Raw genomic sequence first — 24743 nt, forward strand, 5'->3', positions numbered from 1 at the left:
TCTCAGCTCTCCTTCCGGCTCAGGACCTCGGCGAGGCTCGGCGCCGCCCGGTCCCGCTCGGACATCGACGTGGGCGGCAGCGGCCAGGGGACGGCGAGCTCCGGGTCGTCGAAGGCGATGGTCACGTCCTCGGTGGGATCGTGCGGGCGGTCGATCAGGTACGAGACGTCGGTGGTCTGCGTCAGCGCCTGGAAGCCGTGCGCGCACCCCGCAGGGACGTACAGGGTCGCCTGCGTCTCGCCGGACAGCTCGAAGTGGGCCTGGTTCCGGTAGGTCGGCGAGTGGGGCCGCAGGTCCACGACGACGTCGAAGACCCGCCCGTACGAGCAGCGCACCAGCTTGGCCTCGCCGGCGCCGGAGCGCAGGTGCAGGCCGCGCAGCACGCCGCCGACCGAGCGGGAGACGCTGTGCTGGACGAAGGCGTCCGGGTCGAGGCCCACCGAGCGGATCACGTCGGCGTCGAAGGTGCGGCAGAAGAAGCCGCGTGCGTCGGTGTACGGCGTCGGCTCGAACAGGTACGCGCCGGCGATCGCCGGGACTTCGGTCGCCTTCACGGCGCCTCCCTCGAAGCGTGGTCGGTCGTGGGGAAGAGGACCTCGGACAGCGTGGTGAAGTGGGCCTCCAGGCGCCGGGTGGCGGCCAGGTTCCGCTCGGCGAGGGTCCGGCGCAGCTCGGCCGCGTGCTTTTCCAGCTCCCGGAACTGCTCGATCAGCCGGTCGGCGTCCACCTCGCGCGCCGGGTGGCAGTACCTGCCCAGCCCCATCTGCTCCATGAGCGCGTCGCTCTTGGCCGCGTAGCTCAGGGCGAGCGTCGGCGTGCCGGCCTTCAGGGCGCAGACGAGGTTGTGGTACCTGGTCGCCACCACGGCGTCGGCGGCCGCCGCCTCTGCCATCAGGTCGGCCAGCGAGGCCGTTCGGGCGGCGGTGACCAGCGGCGAGTCGACGGCTTCGAGGATCGCGGCGACCACCGTCGCGTCGACGCCGTCGCCGGTGAGCAGCCGGACCGGCCGGCCGTCCTCGACCAGCGCGCGGACGAAGCGGGTCGTCCCGTCGAGGTAGCGCCGGTGGATCTCCTCGGCCCGGGAGCGGTCGTCGTTGCCGCCGTGGAAGTCCATGACACCGACGCAGACCCGCCCGTCCGGGGACGCGGTGGCGGCCGGCGCCGGCAGGGCGAAGGCGAGGTCCGGGTGGACCTCGTCCCGCGCGGTGTCCACGCCCATCGCCCGCATCGCGTCGCGGGACAGGTCGTCCCGGTAGGAGCGGTACGCGGCCAGGCGCGCCGCCCGGCGGACCAGCGCCCGGGTGGGCCGGTCGGCGACGGGGGCGGCGCCGACGCCGACCAGCGCCACCCGGGTGCCGAGCAGCCGGCCGGACGCGCAGAGCAGGAACAGCGCGTACGGGAAGCCCCACGGCCGCAGCGGCAGCGTGGCCTCCAGGACGCCCATGCCCGGCACGATCACCACGTCGTGCCGGCGCACCCACGCGGCGGTGCGGACGGCGTCGACGAGTTTGCCGACGCCCTTCGCCGCGATCGCGCCCGCCCGGGAGGCGGTCCGGTACTCCCCGCGGTACCAGTGCAGCCGCGTCGCGGGGATGCGGTGGCGGGCCGTGACGGCCTCGGGGCCGCCGCACAGCGCATCCACGACGGCCTCCGGGTGCTCGGCGCGGAGGTGGCCGAGCACGGCTTCGAGGGACCCGTCGTTGCCGAGGTTGCCGGAGCCGAGCAGGCCGAACACCCCGACGCGCACGCGGGTCACGCCCCCCGCCCCTCGCGTCCGGCCACGAGGGCGTCGACGGCCACCGTCAGCAGCGCCGGGTCTGCCGGGGCCCGGTCCTCGACCCGCTCGCCGGCGCCCGGCCGGAGCCGGCTGGTCATCCAGGCGGCCAGGTGGCCGTAGCAGGCGCGCCGGTCCGCCGCGGACAGCGGCGCCCGCCGGACCGCCGAGGCGAAGCCCCAGACGTACTCGGCGAGCAGCCGGGGCGTCGGGTGCAGCGGCCCGGCCCGGCGGGGGTCCAGGTTGACGCACCGGGAGCGCTTGGAGGGGTTCGCCCGCTCGGCGCGGGTGGGGTGGTCGCGGCGGAAGTACAGCAGCTCCGGCACCTGGTGGAAGGGCCCGTGCAGGGTGATCTCGGCGACGAACGTGCGGTCCGCGTGGTGGTAGCTGTCGTGCGGCTTCACGCGGCGCAGCACGTCGGCCCGCATGACGCCGTAGAAGTCGTCTCCGCCGGGCTCGAAGAGGAGGCTGCGGAAGCGTTCCGGCGCGTGCGGGGAGTCGGTGGCGAGTCCGTACTCGTAGGGCACCTTCACCCGGCCGTCGCCGTCGATGACGGCCTGTCCGGAGTGGGCGAGGATGACGTCGGGCCGTTCGTCCAGCGCCTCCACGCAGCGCCGGAGGAGGTCCCGGGCGTACAGGTCGTCGTGCGAGGCCCACTTGAAGAGTTCGCCGCGGCACTCGGTGAAGACGTGGTTGTGGTTGGGCGCGGCGCCGATGTTCCGGGGCAGGCGCAGGTAGCGGATCCGGGAGTCCCGCGCGGCGTACGTGCGGCAGATGTCCTGGGTGCCGTCGGTCGAGGCGTTGTCGGAGATGACGAGCTCGAAGTCCTCGTAGGTCTGGCCGAGGAGGGCGTCGAGCGACTCGGCGAGGTACTCCTCGCCGTTGTGGACGGGCAGGCCGATGCTCAGCCGGGGTTGGGCGGTCACGGCGTCCTCACTTCGGGGACGGGGAGGGGAACGGGGACGGGGTGGTGCTCGCGCAGGGCGGTCCGCAGGTGCAGCCACCACGCGGCCGAGCCGCAGGCGGTCGCGGCGGCGACGCCCCAGGCCGAACCGACCGGGCCGGCCGCGACCGCGCCGCCGAGGCCGCCGGCGACGTAGCAGGCGGAGGCGAACAGCTGGCAGCGCAGGCTGCGCCGGGCGTCGGCGAGGGCGCGCAGCCCGGCCGCCGCGCCGCTGGCGAGGCCGGCGCCCGCGACGCCGAGGGTTGCGGGCACGATGAGCTGCGAGGCGGAGTGCCAGACGCCGCCGAGGACGAGCTCGCCGGCCCGGTCCGGCACCGGCAGCAGCGCCGCGCCCCACAGCAGCGCGGCGCCGGCCTGGCCGCCGCCGAGCAGGAGGCAGAACCTGCCGAGCCGTTCCGGTGCGCGGCGCAGCACCCGGGCCGCCTCCGCGACGGTGACCAGCGACAGGCCCATCAGGAGGGCGAGGAACGGGCCGAGCAGGAGTTCGGCGCCGCGGACCGCGCCGACCGCGCCGACGCCGGCGATCGCGCCGAGCCCGTAGGCCCGCAGCTGGCTCGCGCCGCTGAGGCTGACGTTCTCGGCCAGGTACCGGGAGCCGAGGTCGCGCTGCTCGCGGAGCCACCCGCGGGCCTGGGACACCCGGGGCCGGATGCCGGACTGGAGGCACCCGGAGCCCGCGGCCACCGCCGCGGAGGCGCCCCAGGCCAGCACGAAGGCGGACACGCTGCCCACCCGGGCGGCGACGACCATGGCCGGGACGAGCGCGACGCCCTGGGTGAGGTCGTTGGCGAACGCCTTCCGCCCGGTGCCGGCGGCGAAGAAGGCGAACCGCCAGGAGTCCTGGAGCAGCAGCGCCGGCAGGACGACGCCGAGGCAGGCGAAGGCGGGCCCCACCCGGCCGCCGACGCCGAGCCCGACCAGCAGGCATCCGGCACCGAGGACGGCGCCCACGCCGAGCGCGGCGCCCGAGGCGCGGGCCGCGGCCGAGCGCCAGGTCGCCTCCGGCACGCCGCTGAAGCGCACCACGAGCGGGTCGGTGGCCAGCCCGCGGGCGACGTTGAGCACCACGCCGTAGGTCAGCCAGGCCAGGCTGAACACGCCGAACGCCGTCACGCCCAGCTCGCGCGCCACGTAGATGCCCACCGCGAAGTTGGTCATGCTGGAGGCCGCCTGGTCGGCCAGCCCCCAGGACAGCCGGCCGACGACGGCCCGCTTGGCGATGGGGCCCGGCTTCACGGTCCCGGTGGCCATCCGCGTCATGCCGTGATCAGCCCGGCGCCGCACAGGGCGTCGGCCGCGGCGGCCACCGCGTCGAAGGGCAGCCCGGAGCGCTCGGCGACGTCCAGCAGGCTGTGCTCCCCGTCGGACAGGCTGAGCACCCACAGCATCGCCGTCTGGGCCTGCTTCGCGTCGCTGCGCCCGCCGAGCGGGTCGTAGAGCCCGCGCCGCCCCAACTGCGGTTCGCCGTAGGGGCTGAGGTTGACGTGGCGCCGGTTGCGGTCGAGCACGGCGAAGGCCTCGCGGCAGACGGCGAGCGTGTCGGCCAGAGCCTGCGGGGAGACGAAGTCCGGGTTGTCCGCCGAGGTGTGGTACTCCGGGTACCGGGCGTACGGGGTCCGGCTGAGCGAGCCGACGCCGAGGTCGAACCCGGGCGAGCAGTACTGCCGCTCGTCGTAGCCGTACGGGGTGAACTCGACGACGTCGTGCGGGCGTTCGGAGGTGCGCAGGACGTGCCGCAGCACCCGGTCGATCTCCGCGTCGCCGCGCCGGCTCTGCTTGTACGTCAGCCGGCCCCGGTCGCCCGCGCAGGCCAGCACCAGTCCGTGCTTGACCCGCTCGATCCGCTCCGCGTTGCGGGCCAGCCAGGTGATCGCCCCGATCGTGCCGGGCGCGTAGATGAACCGGTACGTGTAGTACGGGCTCCGCTCCGCCAACTCCCGTGCCAGGTAGGTCGCCACCGCGACGCCCGCCATGTTGTCGTTGGCCAGCGCGGGGTGGCAGACGTGGCAGGAGACGATCACCTCGTCGGCGACCCGCCCGGGAACGACGTGCTCGGCGTAGGTGAGGTGGCCGTCCGCGAGGGTGGAGTCGATGCGCACCTCGTAGTCGCCGTCCGGCAGCCCGTCCAGGGTCTCCTGGGACAGGCAGAAGCCCCAGTCCGGCGCGTAGTAGCTGGTGCGGTAGGGCACCCAGGTGGGGTGGTCCGGCAGGGTGTGCAGGTGTCCGCGCAGCTCGGACAGCGGCATGGTCGCGGCCACCGGCACGCTGTAGCCGAGCACGTGCAGACTGGAGGCGGCGAAGTCGACGACGCGGTGGCCGGCGGCGTCGGCGACGTACGCGTCCCGGATGTTCCACTCCTGCGGCACCGTCCAGTCCAGCACCCGCGTCCCGGTCGGCACCTCGTGCACCCGGAGCGGGACGTACTCGCCGACGATCTCCAGGGTGGCGCGCACCCCGTCGCCGGTGATGCTCCGGCAGAGCGGGTACAGCCGCTCCACCAGGGCGTGCATCTCCTCGCCGACCCCGGTCACCGGCGCCACCGCAGCGTCTCGTCGACGGCCCCGGCGCAGGACGCCTCGCGCAGCACGGCCAGCCGGGTGAAGCGCCGCTCGAAGTCCTCCCGGGTCAGCCCGAACGTCCGGTAGGCGTCGGCGAGTTCGAGAGCGCCCCGCTTGACCGTCCACTCGCAGTCGAAGCCGGGCAGCGCGGCGCGGAACCGGGAGAAGTCCACCCGGTACGAGCGCGGGTCGGCGCCGTTCTCCCCGGTGATCACCACCTGCGCGCCGGTCACCGCCTCGGCGACCTGCTGGGCGATCTCGGCGACGGTGACGTTGTTGACCTCGCTGCCGATGTTGAACGCCCGGTCGTGCACCGCCTCGCGCGGCGCGGTCAGCGCGGCCGCGAAGGCCCGGGCGATGTCGGCGGCGTGCACCAGCGGGCGCCAGGGCGTGCCGTCGGAGAGCACCAGCACCTCGCCGGACAGCAGCGCGTGGCCCACCAGGTTGTTCAGCACGATGTCGGCGCGCAGCCGGGGCGAGTAGCCGAAGACGGTGGCGTTGCGCATGTACACCGGGGTGAAGTCGCCGTCGGCCAGGGCGTGCAGGTCGTCCTCCACCCGCACCTTGGACTCCGCGTACGGCGTCACCGGGCGCAGCGGCGCGTCCTCGCCCACCAGGTCGTCGCCGCCGGCGGCGCCGTAGACGGAACAGGTGGAGGCGTACAGGAAGCGCCGCACCCCGGCGTCGCGGGCCAGCTCGGCGAGCCGGACGGAGGCGTGGTGGTTGATGTCGTAGGTGAGGTCCGGCGCGAGCGAGCCCAGCGGGTCGTTGGACAGCGCGGCCAGGTGGATCACGGCGTCCACGCCGGCGACGTGCTCGGCCGTGACGTCGCGCAGGTCCACCCGCACACCCGGCGGGTCGGCGGGCTTCGGGCCGAGGACGCAGTCGGCGAAGAGGCCCGCGTCCAGGCCGACGACCTCGTGTCCGGCGGCGGCGAGGACCGGGGCCATCACGGTGCCCAGGTAGCCCTGGTGCCCTGTCAGCAGTACGCGCATGGTTCAACCCCCCAGGTTGAGAGTGACTTTGGTGGTGGCGAACGCCTCGGCGTAGCGCGCGTGGCATTCGATGCCGCGGATCCGCGCCAGTCCGAGGAAGGCCTCGCGGTCGTACCAAGGGCGGTTCCGCTGCGAGGGGTAGTGCTCCTGCAGCAGCCGCACCTTCTCCTCGGCGGTCTCCGGGGAGAGCGGTTGGTAGGCCGTGGGCCGGCCGAGGTCGCCGTCCCACTTGACGATCTCGTAGCCGAGCACGAGGTGGTCGCGGAACGCGGTGGTCAGCAGCCGCGCCAGGCCGCGGTGGTCCTGGTGGGCGTCGTCGGTGCGCGGGGCGAGGATCAGGTCCGGGTCGGTGCGTTCGCGCAGGTCCTCGACGGCGGCCTTGGCCTCGTCCCAGTGCGCGGGCAGCCGGCCGTCCGGCAGCTTGAGGACGGTCAGGCGCAGGTCGGCGCCCGGGCAGAAGGCGGCGAGCGCGGCCTGTTCCTCCTGCTCCCGCTCGCTGCCGCCGCCGGAGAGCACCAGCGCGTCGACCCGGACGCCCGGCCGCGCGTGGCACATCGTCAGCAGCGTGCCGCCGGCGCCGATGGCGATGTCGTCGCAGTGCGCCCCCGCCGCGACGATCCGCTCCAGGCGCCCGGCGCCGAGCCGGATCACGCGGTCCTCACCGCGGCGCCGGCCGCGTGCGCGCCGTCCCGCTCCCACACGGCCCACGGGCGGTCCCCGCGGGCGTAGGCGAGGTCGAGCGCGGCCCGCTCCTTCACCGTGTCGGTCGGCTTCCAGAACCCGCGGTGCTGGTGCGCCACCAGCCGTCCGCACTTGGCGAGTCGGGCGCACCCGTCGGCGACGAGGTCCCCGTTCTCCGGAATGTGGTCGAAGACCTCCTGGCGCAGCACGAAGTACCCGCCGTTCTCCCACAGCGGCAGTTCGCTCACCGCCGTGATGCCGCCCACCAGGCCGTCCTCGCCCAACTCCACGCAGTGGAAGGAGGACTGCGGCGGCACCACCATCATCGACGCGCCGGCGTCCCGCCGCGCGAACCGGTCGATCATCTCCGGCAGCGGGGCGTCGGTCAGCACGTCGGCGTAGTTGGCGAGGAACATCTCGTCGCCGTCCAGGTGGTGGCGCACCCGGCGCAGCCGCTCCCCGATCGGCGACTCGATGCCGGTCTGCGCGAAGGTGATCGTCCAGGAGGAGATGTCGGTGGACAGCAGCTCGGTCCTGCCGCCCCGCAGCACGAAGTCGTTCGACGTGGTCTCTTCGTAGTTGAGGAAGAAGTCCTTGATGTGGTGGGCCCCGTACCCGAGGCACAGGATGAACTCCGTGTGCCCGAAGTAGGCGTAGTAACGCATCACGTGCCAGATCAGCGGCCGCGGACCGACCATCGCCATGGGCTTGGGCACGTCGTCCGACGCACCGCTGCGCATGCGCAGCCCGTAACCCCCGCAGAACAGGACGACCTTCACGGCTTCACCTCGATGATGCTCAGCTCCGGGATGGGAAAGACCAGGCGGCCGCCCCACTCGTGGACGAAGGACAGCTGCTCGACCAGCTCCGCGCGCAGGTTCCACGGGAGGACGAGGACGTAGTCCGGGCGGTCGGCGGCGATCCGCTCGGGCGCCAGGATCGGGATGCGGGTGCCCGGGGTGAACCGGCCGTGCTTGTAGGGGTTGCGGTCGACGGTGTACGGGAGCAGGTCGGGCCGGACGCCGCAGTGGTTGAGCAGGGTGTTGCCCTTGCCGGGGGCGCCGTAGCCGACGACCGTCTCGCCGCGCTCGGCCGCGTCGACGAGGAAGCGCAGGAGGTCCCGGCGCACCTTGGCCACCCGGGCGGAGAACTCGGTGTACCCGGACAGCTCCCGGAGCCCGGCGGCCTTCTCCCGGTCCAGCACCTCGGCCACCCGCCGGGCCGGCTCGCCGGCCGCCTCGGCCGGGCGGGCCCACAGCCGGACGGAGCCGCCGTGGGTGGGCAGCAGCTCGACGTCCACGAGCGTGAGCCCGCCGCTCGCGAGGGCGCGGGCCGCGGAGGCCACCGTGTAGTACTGGAAGTGTTCGTGGTAGATCGTGTCGTACTGGTTCTCCTCGATGAGGGTCAGCAGGTGCTGCACCTCGATGGAGACCCAGCCGTCGTCGGCGACCAGGGCGCGCAGTCCCTGGGTGAAGCCGACCACGTCGGGGATGTGCGCGTACACGTTGTTGGCCACGACCAGGTCCGCCGGGCCGTGCTCGCCCCGGACGGCCGTGCCGGTGGCCCGGTCGAGGAACGCCGTGAGCGTGGGCACACCCGCTTCGCGTGCCGCGGCGCCGACGTTGACCGACGGTTCGATGCCGAGGCAGCGGATCCCCCGGTCCACCACGTGCTTCAGCAGGTAGCCGTCGTTGCTCGCGACCTCGACCACGAAGGCGTCGGCGCCGAGGCCCAGTCGCTGGACGGCGCCGTCGACGAACGCCCGCGCGTGCTCCACCCAGGAGGTCGAGTAGGAGGAGAAGTACGCGTACTGCGTGAACGTTTCCTCGGGTGTGATCAGCGGCGGGATCTGCGCGAGCCAGCACTCGGTGCAGACCCGCAGGTGCAGCGGGTAGGTCGGCTCCGGCCGGTCCAGTTCGTCCGCGGCGAGGAAGCTCTCGCACGGCGGTGTCGCCCCCAGGTCGACGACGCTCGCCGTCGCCGCCGAGCCGCACAGTCGGCATGTCATCTACTGCCCCCACTCCTGCCCGCGCGGGATCCCCACCGCGGGCCAGCGTTGTCCGTTCCCTGCGGCGGCGCGCCCTCGGCGCCGCCGGACCGACCCGCGATCGCGGTCCGGTACCCCTCCACCAGGCGCTCCAGCCCGACGGCCGGGCCGAACCCCCGCTCGTACCGCCGCCGGGCCGCCAGGCCCATCTGCCGGTTGCGCGCCGGCTCCGCCGTGATCCCGCGCAGGCGGGCCGCGAGCGAGGCCGCGTCGCCGGGCTCGTGCAGCAGCCCGGTCACGCCGTCCTCGACGAGTTCGACGAAGGCGCCGTGCCCGGCGGCGACGACCGGGACCCCGGCCGCCATCGCCTCCACGACCACCAGGCCGAACGCCTCCAGCCAGGTCGAGGGCGCCACCACGGCGACCGCCCGCGCGACGGCCTCCCGGCACTGGGCCGTGTCGTGGAGGCCGGCGAAGCGCACGTCCTCCCGGCCCGCCGCCCACGCCGTGACCTCCGGCTCCAGCGGGCCCGCGCCGGCGATCACCAGCGGCACGCCCACCCCGCCGTCGGCGGCGATCGCGTCCCACGCGGCCATGAGCAGCGGCACGCCCTTGGCCTCCGCGAGCCGGCCCAGGTAGAGCACGTGCTCGCCCGCGCCCGTGCGCCGCACGCCCGGCTCCGGCACGAAGTTGTGCTTCACCGCCAGGCGTTCGGCCGGCAGACCGGCCCGCACCAGGACGTCGCGCTGCGCCGCCGAGATGCAGAAGAACCGCTCCACGCCGGACCACCACCGCCGCCGGTTGACCGCCGAACTGACCGCGAGCGGCACCGTCGCCAGCCGCGAGCCGCGGTAGCAGCCGTGCCGGACGGCGGGCAACGGTGACCTCCCGACGCACTCGGTGCACGGCCGCCCGTCCCGCTGGAGCGTGCCCGGCGGGCAGACCTGGGTGTAGTTGTGCAGCGTCGCGACGGCCGGCACCCCGGCGTCGGCGCAGGCGGCCAGCACCGCGGGCGACAGCAGCGGGAAGACGTTGTGGACGTGCACCACGTCGGGCCGCTCACGGCGCAGCCGGGCGGCGAGCTCGGTGCGGACCGCCGGGTTCCACGGCACCAGCAGCGGCACCGCGGCCTTGCCGGGCAGGGAGCGGCCGGCGATGTCGTCGCTGCGGCGCTCGAACAGCTCGACCCGGTGGCCGCCCTCGCGCAGCAGTGCCACCTCCTGGTCGACGACCTTGTTCTCCCCGCTCGGCTGCGCCGAGGTGTAGCGGTTGTGCACCACGAGGACGTGCATCAGGTCACCTCCGATCTCCGGGCGGCCCGGTGCGGTACGCGCGCCGCGAGGGGCTCGGCCGGGGCGGGTGCCGCCAACAGCCCGGCGGCCACGGTCAGGTGGAGCAGGTAGGGCGAGGCGTCGCCGAGCCCGGCCTCCGTGTAGGAGGCGATCGCGCAGTAGCCGATCAGGAAGATCGCGCAGGCCCTCGCCAACGAGGGCGGCCGCAGCAGTGCGACGCCGCCGAGCCCGATGATGATCGCCGCGACGACGGCGACGCCCGTCAGGCCCTGTTCGTTGTAGACGGCCAGCCAGCTGTTGTCGATCGGCAGGCCGCCGAAGGACTTGTCGCCCAGGCCGGCGCCGAACAGTTGCTCCGTCGTGGTCCGGGGCGCCGCCAGCAGGGCGTCCCAGACCTTGGCCCGCCCGGTGAGGCTGGAGAAGTTCTCCTGGCTCTGGCCGCGCAGGAACCACGCCTGGAGCAGGGAGCCGAGCGCCACCGCGGCCACGGCGGCGCTCAGCACCGCCCAGGCGAAGAACCGCCGGGCGGCGGCGCTGGTCAGGACGAGCGAGCCGATCGCCAGGGCCAGCCCGAGGATCAGGCCGAGCGTGGCCGTCCGGGTGTGGGTCAGCGCGAGCAGGACGAGAGAGGGCACGACGACCGCCGCCGCACTGCCCCTGGTGGTCCGGCCGCCCAGGAGGAGCAGCACGGTGAGCCCGATGATCACCGCCGCGTACTGCCCGATCTGCGGCGGGGTCAGCGGCCACAGCGCGCCGACCAGCCGCCCGCCGTAGAGCTCGGGCATCGCCGCCCCCGGCGCGACGACCAGGCCGGCGGCCACCGACGCGAGCACCGCGTAGTACGCCCTGATGTGGTGGCGGACGAACGTCTCGCCGCCGTCCCACCACCGGCTGAGCAGCCACAGCGTGCCGACGAAGAGCGCCAGCCGGGCGCAGCGGAACAGCGCGCCGAACCCGGACTCCAGGTGTGCGCTGGAGATCACGCTCAGCACCAGCAGCAGGGTGAGCAGGAAGAGGTGGGCACCGGGTCGGATCCGCAGCCGGAGGTTGAGGACGAGCGCCAGTGCGAAGGCGGAGAGCAGCGCGCCCATGGTGGCCGTCTGGATGAGCGAGCGCGGCAGCGGGATGACGGTCCGCGCCCCGGCGGAGCCGAGGGTGTTGAGGATCAGCAGCGCCCAGACCGCGCCGACGGACGTGGGGGTGCCCGGTCCGTGCGGCGTCCCGTGGTGCGTGAGGTCCCGGGTCACCTCAACCACCGGCCTGCGGCTGGAAGGTGCTGCCCGTGTCCTGCCGGTACGGATCGCCCCGCCACTGCCCGAAGTCGAGGGTGCGGCTCGGGTCGTGGGCGACGAAGCTCCACGGCCCCAGGTAGGCGTTGTCGTGCCAGTGGTTCTGCTGGTCGCCGGTGACCGCCACGGCCACCGGCTGGCCCTTGTACGGCGACCAGTCCGGGTAGGTGCCGTAGTTGGCCAGCACCGCCATGCGGCCGCACTTCACCGTGCAGCCGACGGCGGACGGGTGCAGCACGAAGCGGTTGCCGTGGATGTCCACCCGCTGGGTCTTCCACCGGCAGTCGTCGTAGAGCGGCGGGGCGGCGATGGCCGGCTGGGCGCAGTCCGCGGTGTTCTTCACCAGGAGCGTGCAGTCGCCGGAGGAGGTGTTGGCCGGGCTGTTGCAGAAGCGGTCGGCGTTCTCCCACAGGGTGATCCCGGACCAGTTGTCCTCCAGGACGTTCCCGTAGATCTCGATCCTGTCGGTGCGGGCGGGGATCCGGGGTTCGCCGCCGGACTCGGACAGGTAGACGGTCGCGTACGGGAAGTCGTCGCCGCGGTCGGCCGAGCGGCGGCCTTCGACGACGTCGTTGCGCCGGATCGTGTTGTTGCGGATGACCGCGTTGTAGCTGGTCTCGTAGATCAGCGCGGCGCCGTCGTTGGCCTCCAGGACGTTGTCCTCGATGCGGAAGTCGTTGTTGTTGGTGTCCGCCCACAGCCCGGGGCCGCGGTTGTCGTGCACCCAGTTGCCGTGCACGTCGGCGCCGTTGACGGCCCAGAACTTGATTCCGCCGGTGCAGCCGCAACCGGGCTGGCGCTGCTCCCACTGGTCCGTGTCGTTGCCCGTGATCTCGTTGCCCTCGACCACCAGGCCGCCCAGGGGGGCGCCGGACTTGTACGCGTTCATGCCGTACTGCCCGTTGCCCTGGAGGCAGTCGGCGCGGACCTGCTGGTGGGCGCCGGCCATCAGCCCGGCCCCGGAGTTGTCGCGGATCGTCGCGTGCTCGATCACCCACCCGTCGGCCGAGTCGTGGTTGACCACGCCCTCGTTCTGCGGCGCGGCGAAGCCCTGAACGGTCAGGTAGCGGATGGTGACGTCGGCGGCGGCGCCGCCGAACGCGTACTGGTTGGTCTTCAGGCCGTCGAGCACCGCGCCCGGCGCGCCGAGGTAGGTGTCGCCCTCCTTCGGGACGACCTGGGCGTACCGGTCCGGTTCGAGCCTGTGCGTCCCGGGCTGGAGCCAGAACGTGGTGTGCGGGGGGCTGCTCTTGGTCTTCGCCGTCAGGTCGCCGACCACCGCGGGGTCGACCGTCACCGCGCCCGCCGGAGCGGCCGCCGGGCCTTCCCCCGGGTGGGCGCACACCTGGGCCGCGGCCACGGAGCCGGAGGGCGTGGCCGTCGGCGTCGGCGAGGTGCCCGAGCCGCCCGTGCAGCCCGTCGCCAGCAGCAGGACCAGTGCCAGCGCCCCCCGGTGCCGCCTCTTGATCCCCACCCCTCCCCCCTTCAGTCCCGGAATCCGAGCGTGGTGGTGAACTCCCCGGCGCCGCCGGTGAATCCGGTGCCGACGAGCGTGGTCGAGGGCTCCTTGCGCCCGAAGCCGGACGAGTACCAGCCCAGTGGCGGGTCGGTCTCGCCGCGGTGCGCCCGCCACGACAACCGCCCTGGCAGGTCGAGCACCGCGGAGCGGCCCTCGCCGTCCCGGGTCCAGGTGAGCAGGGCCCGGTGCCCCGCCAGGTCCGCGGTGATCGCCGGGCCGAGGTGGAACGCCAGGCGCACGGCCCGGCGCGGGCCGCGCACCTCGTCGACCACCCGCACCTCCCGACTCGCGGCGGTCAGTTCCACCCGGCGGCGGTGCACCGAGTCCCCGTAGCCGTCGTGCTCGGCGCTCCAGCGGGCCACGCTCCCGTTGAACGTGTCCGCGGCGAGGACGCGGCCGCGGGCGTGCCGGGTCCACAGGAACGGGCCGCCGGAGACGGACTGGTCGGCGCCGTCCAGCTCCAGGGTGTTGTGGCCCAGGGTCGAGCGGAAGTAGCTCCGCCACTCGGGCTGCCCGTGGTAGCAGAACGTCCCCGGGTCCGCGAGGACGTCCACGCCGTCGTGCCGGACCTCCACGGACAGCGCGTCCGCGTGGGCGTGCGCGGCGATGGACAGGAAGCCGTGCGGGCCGCCGTCGCAGCGGCACCAGATCTCCCCCGGGCCGCGCAGGATGGTCATGCCGGCGTCGGCGAAGTGTCCGGGCCTGCGCGCGGGGCGGGTGACGGTTCCGTTCGTTGCGTACGGCTCGACGAGCGCGGCCAGCAGCGGGGTGCGCACGTCGTCGCCGGTCGCCTCGGGCCACCAGGGGAGCCGGCCGAACACGGCGTCCCCGGTGGCCAGCAACGAGGCCCAGCGGTCGGTGCCCGGGGCGTCCAGGACCAGCCCGAACCCGTCGTCCGCGTCGCCCTGGCGCGGCGGGCGCAGCCGGTTGTCCACGACGGCCGCGAGGGCGTCGGTCATCCGCAGCAGGACCAGCCGGACGGACTCCGGGACGGGCACGTCGGCGGCGTCCGCCTCGGCCAGCGCCGCCAGGCCCAGCTCCAGGACGAGCCCGTGGTACTCGGTCGCCAGCTCGCGGTTGAGGCCGGAGGGGAAGGTGTTGGCGCGCAGGTGGCGCTCCAGCGACCGCAGCGCGCCGGAGCGCCAGCGTGCCGAGGCCGGGAACCAGCCGAACGCGCAGGCCGCGGCGAACTGCCCGGCGGCCTCGGCGATGACGTGGTTGTTCGCCGAGGATCCCCGGCTGGGGAAGGCGGCCAGCCAGCGCTGGTGGTGCCAGATCTGCTCCAGCGCCACCGGGTTGCCCTCGAACAGCCCGGCCGCGCCCGGCCAGCCGTCGAGCAGCCGGCGCACCCACACCCACGACAGCAGCCGGATGCCCAGCTCGATGCCGCTGGTCCAGTGCACGCCGTGCAGCGGCGGGTTGGCCGCCCACCACGAGCGCAGGTGCGCGGCCGCGCGCTCGGCGTAGCGCTCGTTGCCGGTGAGCGCGTAGGCGGCGGCGAGCACGGTCAGGTACTGGTGCCGGGACGGCTCCCAGATCTGCTTGACGTCCCCGACCGCGTCCTCGTCGCGGTAGGGCACGTCGAAGGCGTAGCCGGCCGGGGCCCGGCGCCCGGTCCTCGGGTCGCGCCACCAGTCCGGGTCCACCAGGTCGTCGCGGTCCACCCCGAAGAACCCGGCGTGCCCGTCCATCAGCCGGTCCGCCCCGGCGACGAGGCGCTTCGCGGCCTCCGGCGGCACCGCGGCGAGCGCCCCGGCGGGCAGGACGGCGGTGAACCGGGCCCCGACGACGGCCGGGCAGGGCGGCGGCTGCGCGCGCCACCGTCGCCTTCGCACCGCGTCGCCCGCCCGGCCGCCGACCTCCCGCGGCCCCATCCGGGACAGCCGGCGCAGGTACCAGCCCGCGCTCATCGTCATCGTGCCGCCCTCGCCAGCGTCACCGGCGCGCCGCTCGCCAGGCCGGTGCGCACCGCGAGCGTCGCCGCCGTGGTGGCGACCAGCGACTCCAGCGGCACCGGCATCGGCCCGCCGGTGCGCACCGCCCGGACGAACGCGGCCACTTCGTTGGACTGGCCCTTGTCCCGGGCCTTCGGCAGCCGCGAACTGACCCACCGCTTCCGCCCGGCCGTGCCGTCGACATGCACCGAGGCCCGGACGAAGTCGTCGAGCTTCAGGACCTTGCCGTCCGCGACGAGGTCCATCGTCTCCTTGGGGAAGCCGGAGGCGCCGGTGGTGACGTAGCTGATGGTGGCCGTGGAGCCGTCCGGGTAGCGCAGCACGACCTGGAGGTCCTCGTTGCCGGCCGCGGCGACCGCGTACACCGAGACCGGGTCGGCCTCCAGCAGCCAGCTCGCCGTGTCCACGAAGTGCCCGCCCTCGCCGGTGAACCGCGAGCCCTCGGTGCCCTGCCGGAGGTACCAGCTGCCGTGCTGCAGGCGGCCCGCGTTGACCAGGTAGCGCAGGCTCGCCGGGCCGCTCCGGGTGCCGAACCGGGCCTTGGCCTCGCGCAGCAGCGGCGAGAACCGGCGGTTGAAGCCCACCTGCAGCCGGTCGTTGCCGGACTCCGTCACCGCCGCGAGCACGCCCGCCAGTTCGTCCTCGGTCAGGGCCAGCGGCTTCTCCACGAACACCGTCTTGCCGGCCAGCAGCGCCCGCCGGGTCAGGTCGGCGTGCGAGCTGTGCCGGGTGACCACGAACACCGCGTCGATGGACGGGTCCCCGAGCACGCCGTCCAGATCGGTGGTCGCCCGCGCGAAGCCGAACTTCCGCTGCGCGTTGGCCGCCGAGAGCGCCGTCGTGGTGACGACGGTGGACAGCACGACGCCCTCGCGCTGGGCCAGGTGCGGCAGCAGCATCGACGTCGCGTAGTTCCCCGCGCCGACGAACGCCAGCCGCACCGGCGTGTCGACCGGACGGGACGGGGCAGGTGCCCTGGTCTCGACGCGCACCGCGGGCACCGCCACGGCCGGGGCCTGAGCCGTCCCCTCCCCCTCGGGTCCGGAGTACCGGAAGAGCACCGCCACGGCCTTCGACTCGCCGTCCTTCAGGCGCCGGTACGTCTCGACGGCGTCCTCGAAGTCGGCGATGTGCGAGATCAGGGGCTCCACGTCGACGCGGCCGCGGGAGACGAGGTCGAGGAAGCACGCGAGGTTGCGCCGCTCGGTCCAGCGCACGTAGCCGATCGGGTAGTCCCGCCCCTCCAGCTCGTACTCCGGGTCGTAGCGCCCGGGACCGTACGAGCGGGAGAACCGGACGTCGAGCTCCTTCTCGTAGTACGCGTTCCACGGCAGGTCCAGACGGCACTTGCCGATGTCGACGACCCGGCCGCGGTCCCGGGCCAGCGCGGCGGCCAGCTCGACGGGCTGGTTGCTGGCGCCGCCGGCCGCCAGGTACACCTGGTCCACGCCGTGACCGCCGGTCAGCTCGGCGACGGCCGCCGCCACGGCCGCGGACCCGGGGTCGCCGCAGGCCACGGCGCCCAGGCGCTCGGCGAGTTCGCAGCGCGCCGGGTCGGGATCGGCCCCGACGACGCGCACCCCCGCGGCGGTGAGCAGTTGCACCACCAGCTGCCCGATCAGCCCGAGGCCGATGACCAGCGCCACCTCACCGAGCTGCGGCTCGCCCTGGCGCACGCCCTGGAGCGCGATCGACCCGACCGTGCCGAAGGCCGCGTGCCGCGGCGCGAGGCCGTCCGGCACCGGGACGTAGAGGTTCCTCGGCACCCAGTTCAGCTCGGCGTGCAGCGCGTGCTCGTTGCCGGCGCAGGCGACCAGGTCGCCGGCCTTCACGTCGTCGACCCCGGCGCCGACCTGCTCGACCACCCCGCACAGCGAGTAGCCCAGCGGCGTGTAGGAGTCCAGCTTGCCCATCACCTTGCGGTAGGTGGCGGGCAGCCCGTTGGTGGCCACGCTCTGCATGACCTTGGCCACCTGGTCGGGCCGGGAGCGGGCCTTGCCCAGCATCGACATCCCGGCCTCCGAGACCTTCATCAGCTCGGTGCCGGTGGAGATCAGCGAGAAGGCGCTGCGGACCAGCACCCCGCCCGGCTTGCAGCCCGGCGCCGGCACGTCGAGCACCGACAGCTCGCCGCTCCTGTAGTTCTGCACGACCTGTTTCACCCGAAGTCCCCTTGTTCCCGAGCCGGTTTCCCAGTCATCACGTGCGCGCCGCGGCCTCAGACGGAGGTCGCGCCGCGGTACCAGTGCTCAAGCGTCAGCACGTGCCACAGGTGCTTGGAGTAGTCCTGCTGCCCGGCGGCGTCCGCGGCGACCAGCCGCGCCAGGGCGTCCTTGCGCAGGAAGCCCGAGCGGACGAGCACGCCGTCGTTCACCACCTCGCGCACCAGCGGCGCCAGGTCCCGGCTCATCCAGGCCCGCAGCGGGGCGCTGAACAGGCCCTTGGGCCGGTACACGATCTCCCGGGGCAGCACCGAGGCGGCCGCCTCCTTGAGCACGGCCTTGCCCTGCCGTCCGACGATCTTGCGGTCGCCGGGCACCGCGAACGCCGCCCGCACCACCTCGACGTCCACGTACGGCACCCGCACCTCGGTCGACGCGGCCATGCTCGACCGGTCCGTGTAGGCGAGGTTCAGTCCCGGCAGGAACATCCGGGCGTCACCCAGGCACATGCGGTTGACGAAGTCGTCGAGGTCGTTGTCCCCGTAGACGTCCGCGTGCTCGGTCAGCACGTCGTCGACCGTCCCGGCCAGGTCCGGGTCGACCAGCGCGAGCAGTTCGGCCCGGTCGTACATCGTGTAGCTGCGCCGGAACGCCGCCTCCTCCGGCAGGTCGGCGAAGGAGAGGAACCGCTTGGCGAACCGCACCGAGCGCAACCCGCGGTCGGCCGTGGCGACCGGCAGCCGGTCCACGGCCGCGGACAGGCCGCGCCGCAGCGGCCGCGGCACGCGCTGGTAGCGCAGCGCGAGCCGGTTGGCCAGGTGCTTGCGGTAGCCGGCGAACAGCTCGTCGGCGCCCATCCCCGAGAGCATCACCTTGACCCCGGCCTCCCGGGCCGCCGAGCAGATCAGGAAGGTGTTGATCGCGGCGGGGTCGCCGATCGGCTCGTCCAGGTGGTAGGTCATCCTCGGCAGCAGGTCGAGCACGTCCGGGGCGATCTCGATCTCGTGCAGGTCGACGCCGAAGCGCCCGGCCACCTGTCGGGCGTAGCGGAGGTCGTCGGGCATGGCCTCGAACCTGGCGTCCTCGGCGCGGAAGCCGATCGTGTAGGCGGAGATCCCGGGCCGGTCGCGGGCGGCCAGCGCGGTCAGGTAGCTGGAGTCCAGCCCGCCGGAGAGGAAGGTCGCCACGGGCACGTCGGAGAGCAGGTGACGCCGGGTCGACTCCTCCACGATGGCCGCGAGGTCGGGCAGTTCACCGGCGCGGGCCCGCTCCCGGCCCTCCGCGGCCACCTCCCGCAGGTGCCAGTACCGGCCGCGCTCCACCCGGCCGTCGGGCGTGCAGCGGAGCCAGCCGCCCGGCGGCAGCTTCTCCGCCTCGCGGTACGCGCACCGCGAGTCCGGCACCCAGTAGTAGAGCAACGAGGCCACCAGCGCCGCGTGGTCCACCTCCAGCGAGCCGCCGGTGGCCGCGGCCAGCGCCTTGAGCTCGGAGGCGAACACCAGGCCCCCGCCGCGCCGGACCAGGAACAGCGGCTTGATGCCGAGCTGGTCGCGGGCGAGCACGAGCTCACCGGTGCGCTCGTCGAAGATCCCGAAGGCGAACATGCCGCGCAGCCGGGGCAGGCAGTGCGTGCCCCAGCGCCGCCAGGCCTCCAGCAGCACCTCCGTGTCGGAGGTGCCGCGGAAGCTCACGCCGGCGGCGGTCAGTTCGGCGCGCAGCTCGGGCGCGTTGTACAGCTCGCCGTTGTAGGTCAGGACGAGGCCGTCGGAGGCCATCGGCTGGGCGCCGGTCTCCGAGAGGTCGACGATGGCCAGCCGGCGGTGCCCGAGCTGCACGTCGCCGTCGCCGACCGGGTGGCCGTAGCGCCCTGCGCCGTCCGGGCCCCGGTGGGCGAGGGTGTCGGTGAGCAGGTCGGTCACGGCCTTCCCGTCCGGCCACCGGTACGTTCCCGCGATGCCGCACATGTCTAGCCCGCCTCCTGGTCGCTGTCCGGGACCGGTGCGGTCCGCGTCGGTTGTCGTTCCGTGCGCCGGCGGGCCGCCCGGCCGCGCCGGGGCGGGCGGGCGGTGCGGGCGGTGCGGGCGGTGCGGGCGCGCGGGGCGGCGGGCGGGCCGTCCCGGAGGGTTCCGTCGGTCCGGTCCCGCGGATCGGGGTCGATCAGCACCACCCCGATCACCGGGATGCCCTGGTCCGCGAGCTGCCGGGCCACGGTGTGCAGCCAGGCGGCGCTGCCGTGCCCGGCCCGTACGACGAGCACCGTCCGGGTGCCGAGGTACCGGAGGTCGGTCCACGCCGTGCCGGGCGCCACCGAACCGACGCCGAGCCGGCGCTCCTCGGGCGCCGGGCCCTCGGCCCGCGAGCCGACGACGACGGTCGGATCCCCCGGCCCGGCACGGCGCTTGGCGAGCTGCGGGCCGGGCAGGCCGTCGACGACGACCACCGGCCCCTCCTCCTGCGACGCCAGAGCGCCGGCGAGGTCCAGGGCGATCACGCCGGCACTGCGCGCACAGCCCAGCTCCAGCAGCGACACCGTTTCCGCCGAGTCGCCCACGCTGCGGGCCAGGGTCGCGGTGAGCCGGGTCCTCGCGGCCCGGGTCCGCCGGCGCTGCCACCGTCCGATCGACCTGCGGGGCACGCCGCGCAGCTCCGCGATGACGGAGGCGCCGAGGTGCGCCGCGATCTCCCGGCGCAGCACCGGGCGGTCCGCCACCACCGCGCCGACGGCGGCCACCGCGAGCCCGAGCACCAGGCCGAGGACGAGGCCGATCGCGGCGTCGGTGACCGCGGTCCGGGGCAGCGACCGCCGCACGGCCCGGGGCGCGTCCACGATCTGCGTGCCGGCGACGAGCCGGGGCGTGCCGACGCCCGCCTCTGCGGCGCGCTGGCCGAAGTCCGTGATCCGCGAGGTGAGTTCGGCCCGGCTGGCGTAGAGCGACTCCAGGTTCGCCGCCGCGTTGGGCCCGCTCTGGCGCGAGGCGTCCCCGATCGACTGGTTGACCTGGTCGAGTTCGGTGCGCAGCCGGTCGCGCTGGTCGAGCAGGGCCTTGGCCTCGGCGTCCGCGGCCTCCTGGATCCGCCGCACGTGGTCGGCGACGAACGCGTCGGCCAGCGCCTTGGCCCGGGCCACCGCCTCCGCGTCGGTGTGAGCGGTCACGTCGATCTGCAGCAGGTTGTTGGTCAGGCCGGTGCCCGCGTAGTCCCGCATGAAGTCCTCGGGCTTCTCCGCGGACGTGAGGGACTGCAGGGCCTTGCCGGCGATCCCCGTGGTCTGCAACAGGGCGGCGTCGGTGCGGATCAGCGTCCCGGGGTCGTTCGGCTGGTCCGCCTGGTGGGCGACCAGCACCTTGACCACCGCGCTCGGCGCCGGCGGCCGCAGCACGGCCAGCGCCGCGCCGGCCAGCAGCCCGAGCAACGCCATGACGCACCACAGGCGGCGGCGCCTGCGCACCGCGACCACCAGCGACTGCAGGTCCAGCAGCGGGGTGGGTACCGGGGGTTCGACGGGCTCCGGCGTCGTACGCGTCGTCACGCCTCGCGCCTCCTCGTGTCGGCACCGCCCGCGAGCACCGGCGCGGCGCCGTCCGGGGAGCGGTCGGCGGACCGTCCCGGACGGGCCAGGACCGTCTCGGCGACGACGACGCCGACGACCCGGTGCCCGGCGTCCGTGCACGCTCCGGCGAGGCCGGCGAGCTCCCCGGCGGTCCGGTGGCCCGCGCTCAGCACGACCAGGACGCCGGCCTCGCCGTCGTGGTCCGGCACCAGCGGCCGGGCCACCGACACGTCCACCACCCGCAGCAGGGGGTCTCCCCCGGCCTCGGCGACGAGCTGCCCGGCGGCCAGCCGGGCCGTCTCGTCATCGTCCGGGACGACGACCAGGAGCCGTCGCGGGTACGGGTGTTGCTCCCTCAGGCGGGCGCACACCCGCCGGTGGCGCAGCCGCCGACCGGCCTCGTCGCCGGACGGGCGCGGGGCCGGCAGGTCCCACCGGACGTCCGTGCCCAGCAGCCGGCGGACCAGGGCCCGCGGGCCACGGCCCCCGGACCGGCGGGCGGACCGCTCACCGGGGACGTCGACGGTGCCGAGGGGCACCGAACCCAGCGCCGCCGCGATCTCCGGTTCGGTGCGCGGCCGACGGCTCGTCCGCCCGGTGGCGAGATGGCCGACCACCGCGGCCAGGAAGAACAGCAGCGCCCCGGCGGCGACGAGCTGGATCCTCGTCGGCGGCGCCTCGCCCGACGGCCGGGGCGCCGACCCCATGACGACCATGTTGGCCCTGTTGGCGGCCGGGTCCACCTGGTCCAGCTTCTTGATGGCGTCCTGCAGCGTGGTGCGCAGCTTCTCCAGCTCGGTGCGGGTCTGCACGCTCTCCACGGTCTTGCCCGGGTCGGCCGCGGCGGCGAGGTCGGAGATGCGGCGGCCGGTCTGAAGCACGAGTTGCCGCAGCGCCTCGGGCTGCGCCGCCTCTGGGTCGGTGCTGTCGCCCGCGACGTGCGAGGCGAACGCGACGAACTGGTGGGCCACCTGGTCGGAGAGCTGCTGCGCGCGCTCCGGGGTCTCGGCCGTCCCGGAGATCTTGATGATGTTCCCGTCCGCGGCCGTGGCGCTCACCCGGTCCTGGAACTCGGTGCCGGTGATCCCGGTCCAGCCCAGCGTGGCGGCCGCCCGGTCGACGACCACCGAACTGGTCGCGATCTGCGCCTGCGTCAGCAGCTCGCGGTCCTGCCACACCCCCGGCAGCAGGACCGAGGCCGACGTCGTGTAGCGCGGCGGGAACAGCAGGGACGTGCCGTAGCCGGCGAGCGCACCCAGCAGGGCGATGACGGCCAGGAGCCGCCACCGCCGCCGGAGGATCCGGCCGACCGTGACCAGGCGTATCGTTTCGTCGCTCAACGCCGAGGCCTTCTCCCGAGCCGGAACGGGCCGCGCGCCGACCTCGCGGGCCGGGCCCGGCAGGCGGCGGCGTAGGCGTCGAGCAGCGCGCGCTGGGAGTTCCGCCAGGCGAGCGGCCCGTTGATCCGCTCCTGGCCGAGCTTGCCCATCCAGGCCCGCTTCTCCGGATCGTCCATCAGCAGCGCCACCAGCCGGGCGAACTCGGCCTCGTCGTTCGCGGGCGCGTAGACGGCGGCGTCCCCGGCGGAGACCCGCGCCTCCCGGAGGTCGAACGAGACCATCGGCCGGCCCATCACCATGTACTCCAGGACCTTGTTCATGGTCGACACGTCGTTGAGCGGATTGCGCGGGTCCGGCGAGAGGCACACGTCCGCGGTGGACAGGTAGCGCACCAGGTCGGCGTCCGGGACGCGCCCGGTGAACTCCACCCGCTCCGCCAGCCCGAGCCGTCGGGACAGCGCCACCATCGCCTCGAAGGTGTCGCCACCGCCGACGAACACCGCGTGCCAGTCCGTCCGCCCGAGCTCGTCGCGCAGCTTCGCGAGCGCCCGCAGCGCGTAGTCGACGCCGTCCTGCGGGCCCATCACGCCGAGGTAGCACAGCAGATGGGGCTTGCCGCGCTTCAGCTCCGGCTCGGGCTCCACCGGCCGGAACCGCTCGGTGTCGGGCGCGCTGCGCACCACGAAGACGTCCTCCGGGCGCAGCCCGCCGCGGCGAAGCGCGACGTCCCGGTAGCTCTCGTTCGTCGCGAGCACGACGTCCGCCGCCCGGTAGGTCAGCCGTTCCAGCGCGCGCACGCCGCGGTAGAGCAGGTCCTCGCCGCGGTCGAACCGGGACAGGTACAGCTCGGGCACCAGGTCGTGCTGGTCGAAGACGAACCGCGCGCCGCGCCGCTTGAGCCACAGGGCGGGCAGGAACAGCAGGTCGGGCGGGTTGCAGGCGTGGACGACGTGGACCGGGCCGACCCTGCGGGCCAGCCGGGCCGTGTGCCACAGCGCAGATCCGTACTCCCGTAGGTAGCCGGCCGGTCCGCCGGTGGCCGCGCGCAGCGGGTAGCGGTGGATCCGCACCCCGTCGATCACGGCCTCCGCCTCGGTGTCCCGCTTGGTGCCCCGCGGGCAGATGACGTGCACCGTCCAGCCCGCGTCGCGCAGCGTCGTGCACTCCTGCCACACCCGCCGGTCGAAGGGCACCGACAGGTTCTCCACCAGGACCAGCGCGCGACGGCCCCGCCCGTCGCCGCCGGCCGGGCTACCAGGCAAGGCCCGCGTACCCCGGCTCGGCCCGGCGCGCCTCGGCGTCGGGCAGGCGGACGAGGTCGACGATCACCGGGCCGTCGCCGTCGGCGCCGCCGTGCGGCAGCGCGGACAGCACCGCGGGGTCCTTCGTCCCGACCACGCACACCTCGGCGTGGTCGAGCACCTCGTCGACGGACTGGGCGAGCAACTGCGCGAGGTGCGGCAGCCGGGTCTCGATGTACTCGCGGTTCGCGCCGAGCAGGCGGGAGAGGTTCACGTTGGGGTCGTAGATCCGCAGGTCGTAGCCCTTGCCGAAGAGCCGCTCGGCCAGCTCGACCAGCGGGCTCTCGCGCAGGTCGTCGGTGCCGGACTTGAAGGACAGGCCGAACAAGCCCACTCGGCGCCTGCCGGTGCGCTCGACCAGCTCCACCGCGCGCTGGAGGTGGTCGGCGTTGGAGGCCAGCACGTGGGAGAGGATCGGCACCGAGACGTCCGCCCGCCGCGCCGCGTGGACCAGACTGCGCAGGTCCTTGGGCAGGCAGGAGCCGCCGAAGGCGAAGCCGGGCCGCAGGTAGGCGGGGCTGATGTTGAGCTTGCGGTCGGCCACGAACACGTCCATCACCTGGTGCGAGTCCACCCCGAGCGCCTGGCACACCGCGCCGAACTCGTTGGCGAAGCCGATCTTGAGGCCGTGGAAGGCGTTGTCCGCGTACTTGATCGCCTCGGCCGTCGGGACCGGGACCCGGAACACCTCGCCGGGCAGTTCCTCGTACAGCGCCGCGACCACGTCGCCGCTCTCCGGGTCGAGTTCGCCGATGACGGTCTTCGGCGGATCGAAGAAGTCCCGCACGCTCGTGCCCTCGCGCAGGAACTCCGGGTTCACCGCGACCCCGAAGTCCACCCCGGCCGTGCCGCCGGTGTGCTTCTCCAGGATCGGCACCAGCAGGTCGAGGCAGGTGCCCGGGAGCATGGTGCTGCGGAACACCACGGTGTGCCGCCCGTCCCGCTCGGCCAGCACGGCGCCGATCTGCTCCGTGACCCGCTCCAGGAACGTGGTGCACAGACCGCCGTTGGGCTCGGACGGCGTGCCCACGCAGACCAGGGACACGTCGCTGCCCAGGACCGCCTGGCGGACGTCCGTGGTGGCGCGCAGCGCCCCGGTCCGCACCACCTCGGCGATGAGGTCGCCGATCCGCTCCTCGACCACCGGCGCCCTGCCGTCGTTGACCAGGTCGACCTTCACCCGGTTGACGTCCACCCCGATGACCTCGTGCCCCAGGCTGGCCAGGCACGCGGCCGACACGCAGCCCACGTAACCGAGCCCCAGGACGCTGACCCTCATGACCCGTTCCTCCCCTCGGGCAGACCCCACGGGCCTGCCGTCCACGTGCCGAGCCGTGCTGTGCCTTCCCCTGCCGGTCCTCTGCCGGTCCTGGCGC

General features: G+C 74.4%; 19 protein-coding genes. All 19 read right to left on the bottom strand.

Going from position 1 to position 24743, the window contains the following annotated elements; translation table 11 throughout:
* Nucleotides 1-2 precede the first annotated feature (2 nt).
* From PUR71_RS27550 to PUR71_RS27640, 19 genes are read right to left on the bottom strand one after another with little or no spacing between them, the layout of a single operon-like run.
* Nucleotides 3-554, bottom strand: coding sequence for a dTDP-4-dehydrorhamnose 3,5-epimerase family protein (locus PUR71_RS27550; RefSeq protein WP_329929828.1), 552 nt, complete (start codon nt 552-554; stop codon nt 3-5).
* Nucleotides 551-1756, bottom strand: a complete 1206-nt coding sequence (locus PUR71_RS27555; RefSeq protein WP_329929829.1) for a polysaccharide pyruvyl transferase family protein — start codon at nt 1754-1756, stop codon at nt 551-553. Before PUR71_RS27555 ends, PUR71_RS27550 begins: the two co-directional genes overlap by 4 nt.
* Complete coding sequence (locus PUR71_RS27560) at nt 1753-2700, bottom strand: glycosyltransferase family 2 protein (RefSeq protein WP_329929830.1); 948 nt, start codon at nt 2698-2700, stop codon at nt 1753-1755. Before PUR71_RS27560 ends, PUR71_RS27555 begins: the two co-directional genes overlap by 4 nt.
* Entirely contained in the window at nt 2697-3998 is a 1302-nt protein-coding gene (locus PUR71_RS27565) for a hypothetical protein (protein WP_443077593.1), read from the bottom strand. Before PUR71_RS27565 ends, PUR71_RS27560 begins: the two co-directional genes overlap by 4 nt.
* The gene (locus PUR71_RS27570) at nt 3995-5278 is read right to left on the bottom strand and encodes a DUF4910 domain-containing protein (RefSeq protein ID WP_329929832.1); all 1284 of its coding nucleotides are present in this window, start codon (nt 5276-5278) and stop codon (nt 3995-3997) included. The genes PUR71_RS27565 and PUR71_RS27570 overlap by 4 nt, the downstream gene beginning before the upstream one ends.
* Nucleotides 5266-6291 (bottom strand): NAD-dependent epimerase/dehydratase family protein, encoded by a 1026-nt coding sequence (locus tag PUR71_RS27575; protein WP_329929833.1) that lies wholly within the window; start codon nt 6289-6291, stop codon nt 5266-5268. Before PUR71_RS27575 ends, PUR71_RS27570 begins: the two co-directional genes overlap by 13 nt.
* A 3-nt stretch (nt 6292-6294) precedes the next feature.
* Nucleotides 6295-6942 (bottom strand): PIG-L deacetylase family protein, encoded by a 648-nt coding sequence (locus PUR71_RS27580; RefSeq protein WP_329929834.1) that lies wholly within the window; start codon nt 6940-6942, stop codon nt 6295-6297.
* Entirely contained in the window at nt 6939-7751 is an 813-nt protein-coding gene (locus PUR71_RS27585; RefSeq protein WP_329929835.1) for a glucose-1-phosphate cytidylyltransferase, read from the bottom strand. The genes PUR71_RS27580 and PUR71_RS27585 overlap by 4 nt, the downstream gene beginning before the upstream one ends.
* Nucleotides 7748-8980 (bottom strand): class I SAM-dependent methyltransferase, encoded by a 1233-nt coding sequence (locus PUR71_RS27590; RefSeq protein ID WP_329929836.1) that lies wholly within the window; start codon nt 8978-8980, stop codon nt 7748-7750. The genes PUR71_RS27585 and PUR71_RS27590 overlap by 4 nt, the downstream gene beginning before the upstream one ends.
* Nucleotides 8977-10251 carry a glycosyltransferase gene (locus PUR71_RS27595; RefSeq protein ID WP_329929837.1) on the bottom strand — a complete coding sequence of 425 codons (1275 nt, stop codon included), beginning with the start codon at nt 10249-10251 and terminating at the stop codon, nt 8977-8979. The genes PUR71_RS27590 and PUR71_RS27595 overlap by 4 nt, the downstream gene beginning before the upstream one ends.
* On the bottom strand, nt 10251-11498 hold the full coding sequence (locus PUR71_RS27600) for an O-antigen ligase domain-containing protein (protein ID WP_329929926.1): 1248 nt from the start codon (nt 11496-11498) through the stop codon (nt 10251-10253). Before PUR71_RS27600 ends, PUR71_RS27595 begins: the two co-directional genes overlap by 1 nt.
* 1 nt (nt 11499) lies before the next feature.
* Nucleotides 11500-13014 carry a right-handed parallel beta-helix repeat-containing protein gene (locus PUR71_RS27605; protein WP_329929838.1) on the bottom strand — a complete coding sequence of 505 codons (1515 nt, stop codon included), beginning with the start codon at nt 13012-13014 and terminating at the stop codon, nt 11500-11502.
* Nucleotides 13015-13025: 11 nt separating this feature from the next.
* On the bottom strand, nt 13026-14975 hold the full coding sequence (locus PUR71_RS27610) for an alginate lyase family protein (protein WP_329929839.1): 1950 nt from the start codon (nt 14973-14975) through the stop codon (nt 13026-13028).
* Complete coding sequence (locus PUR71_RS27615; RefSeq protein WP_329929840.1) at nt 14972-17176, bottom strand: bi-domain-containing oxidoreductase; 2205 nt, start codon at nt 17174-17176, stop codon at nt 14972-14974. The genes PUR71_RS27610 and PUR71_RS27615 overlap by 4 nt, the downstream gene beginning before the upstream one ends.
* Nucleotides 17177-17232: 56 nt before the next feature.
* Nucleotides 17233-19140, bottom strand: a complete 1908-nt coding sequence (gene asnB, locus PUR71_RS27620; RefSeq protein ID WP_329929841.1) for an asparagine synthase (glutamine-hydrolyzing) — start codon at nt 19138-19140, stop codon at nt 17233-17235.
* Between the two features lie 2 nt (nt 19141-19142).
* Nucleotides 19143-20705, bottom strand: a complete 1563-nt coding sequence (locus tag PUR71_RS27625; RefSeq protein WP_329929842.1) for a Wzz/FepE/Etk N-terminal domain-containing protein — start codon at nt 20703-20705, stop codon at nt 19143-19145.
* The gene (locus PUR71_RS27630) at nt 20702-22066 is read right to left on the bottom strand and encodes a Wzz/FepE/Etk N-terminal domain-containing protein (RefSeq protein WP_329929843.1); all 1365 of its coding nucleotides are present in this window, start codon (nt 22064-22066) and stop codon (nt 20702-20704) included. The genes PUR71_RS27625 and PUR71_RS27630 overlap by 4 nt, the downstream gene beginning before the upstream one ends.
* Nucleotides 22063-23328 carry a glycosyltransferase family 4 protein gene (locus PUR71_RS27635; protein ID WP_329929844.1) on the bottom strand — a complete coding sequence of 422 codons (1266 nt, stop codon included), beginning with the start codon at nt 23326-23328 and terminating at the stop codon, nt 22063-22065. The genes PUR71_RS27630 and PUR71_RS27635 overlap by 4 nt, the downstream gene beginning before the upstream one ends.
* Complete coding sequence (locus PUR71_RS27640; protein WP_329929845.1) at nt 23318-24646, bottom strand: nucleotide sugar dehydrogenase; 1329 nt, start codon at nt 24644-24646, stop codon at nt 23318-23320. Before PUR71_RS27640 ends, PUR71_RS27635 begins: the two co-directional genes overlap by 11 nt.
* Between the last annotated feature and the right edge of the window lie 97 nt (nt 24647-24743).

Origin of the sequence: Streptomyces sp. SP17BM10, from assembly GCF_036322405.1 — a bacterium.
GTDB lineage: Bacteria > Actinomycetota > Actinomycetes > Streptomycetales > Streptomycetaceae > Kitasatospora.

Bases quoted from the DNA above. Each gene is read 5' to 3' on its own strand.
- PUR71_RS27565 (WP_443077593.1), bottom strand. From the start codon at position 3,998: ATGACGCGGATGGCCACCGGGACCGTGAAGCCGGGCCCCATCGCCAAG.
- PUR71_RS27575 (WP_329929833.1), bottom strand. From the start codon at position 6,291: ATGCGCGTACTGCTGACAGGGCACCAGGGCTACCTGGGCACCGTGATG.
- PUR71_RS27590 (WP_329929836.1), bottom strand. From the start codon at position 8,980: ATGACATGCCGACTGTGCGGCTCGGCGGCGACGGCGAGCGTCGTCGAC.
- PUR71_RS27595 (WP_329929837.1), bottom strand. From the start codon at position 10,251: ATGCACGTCCTCGTGGTGCACAACCGCTACACCTCGGCGCAGCCGAGC.
- PUR71_RS27610 (WP_329929839.1), bottom strand. From the start codon at position 14,975: ATGACGATGAGCGCGGGCTGGTACCTGCGCCGGCTGTCCCGGATGGGG.
- asnB (WP_329929841.1), bottom strand. From the start codon at position 19,140: ATGTGCGGCATCGCGGGAACGTACCGGTGGCCGGACGGGAAGGCCGTG.
- PUR71_RS27640 (WP_329929845.1), bottom strand. From the start codon at position 24,646: ATGAGGGTCAGCGTCCTGGGGCTCGGTTACGTGGGCTGCGTGTCGGCC.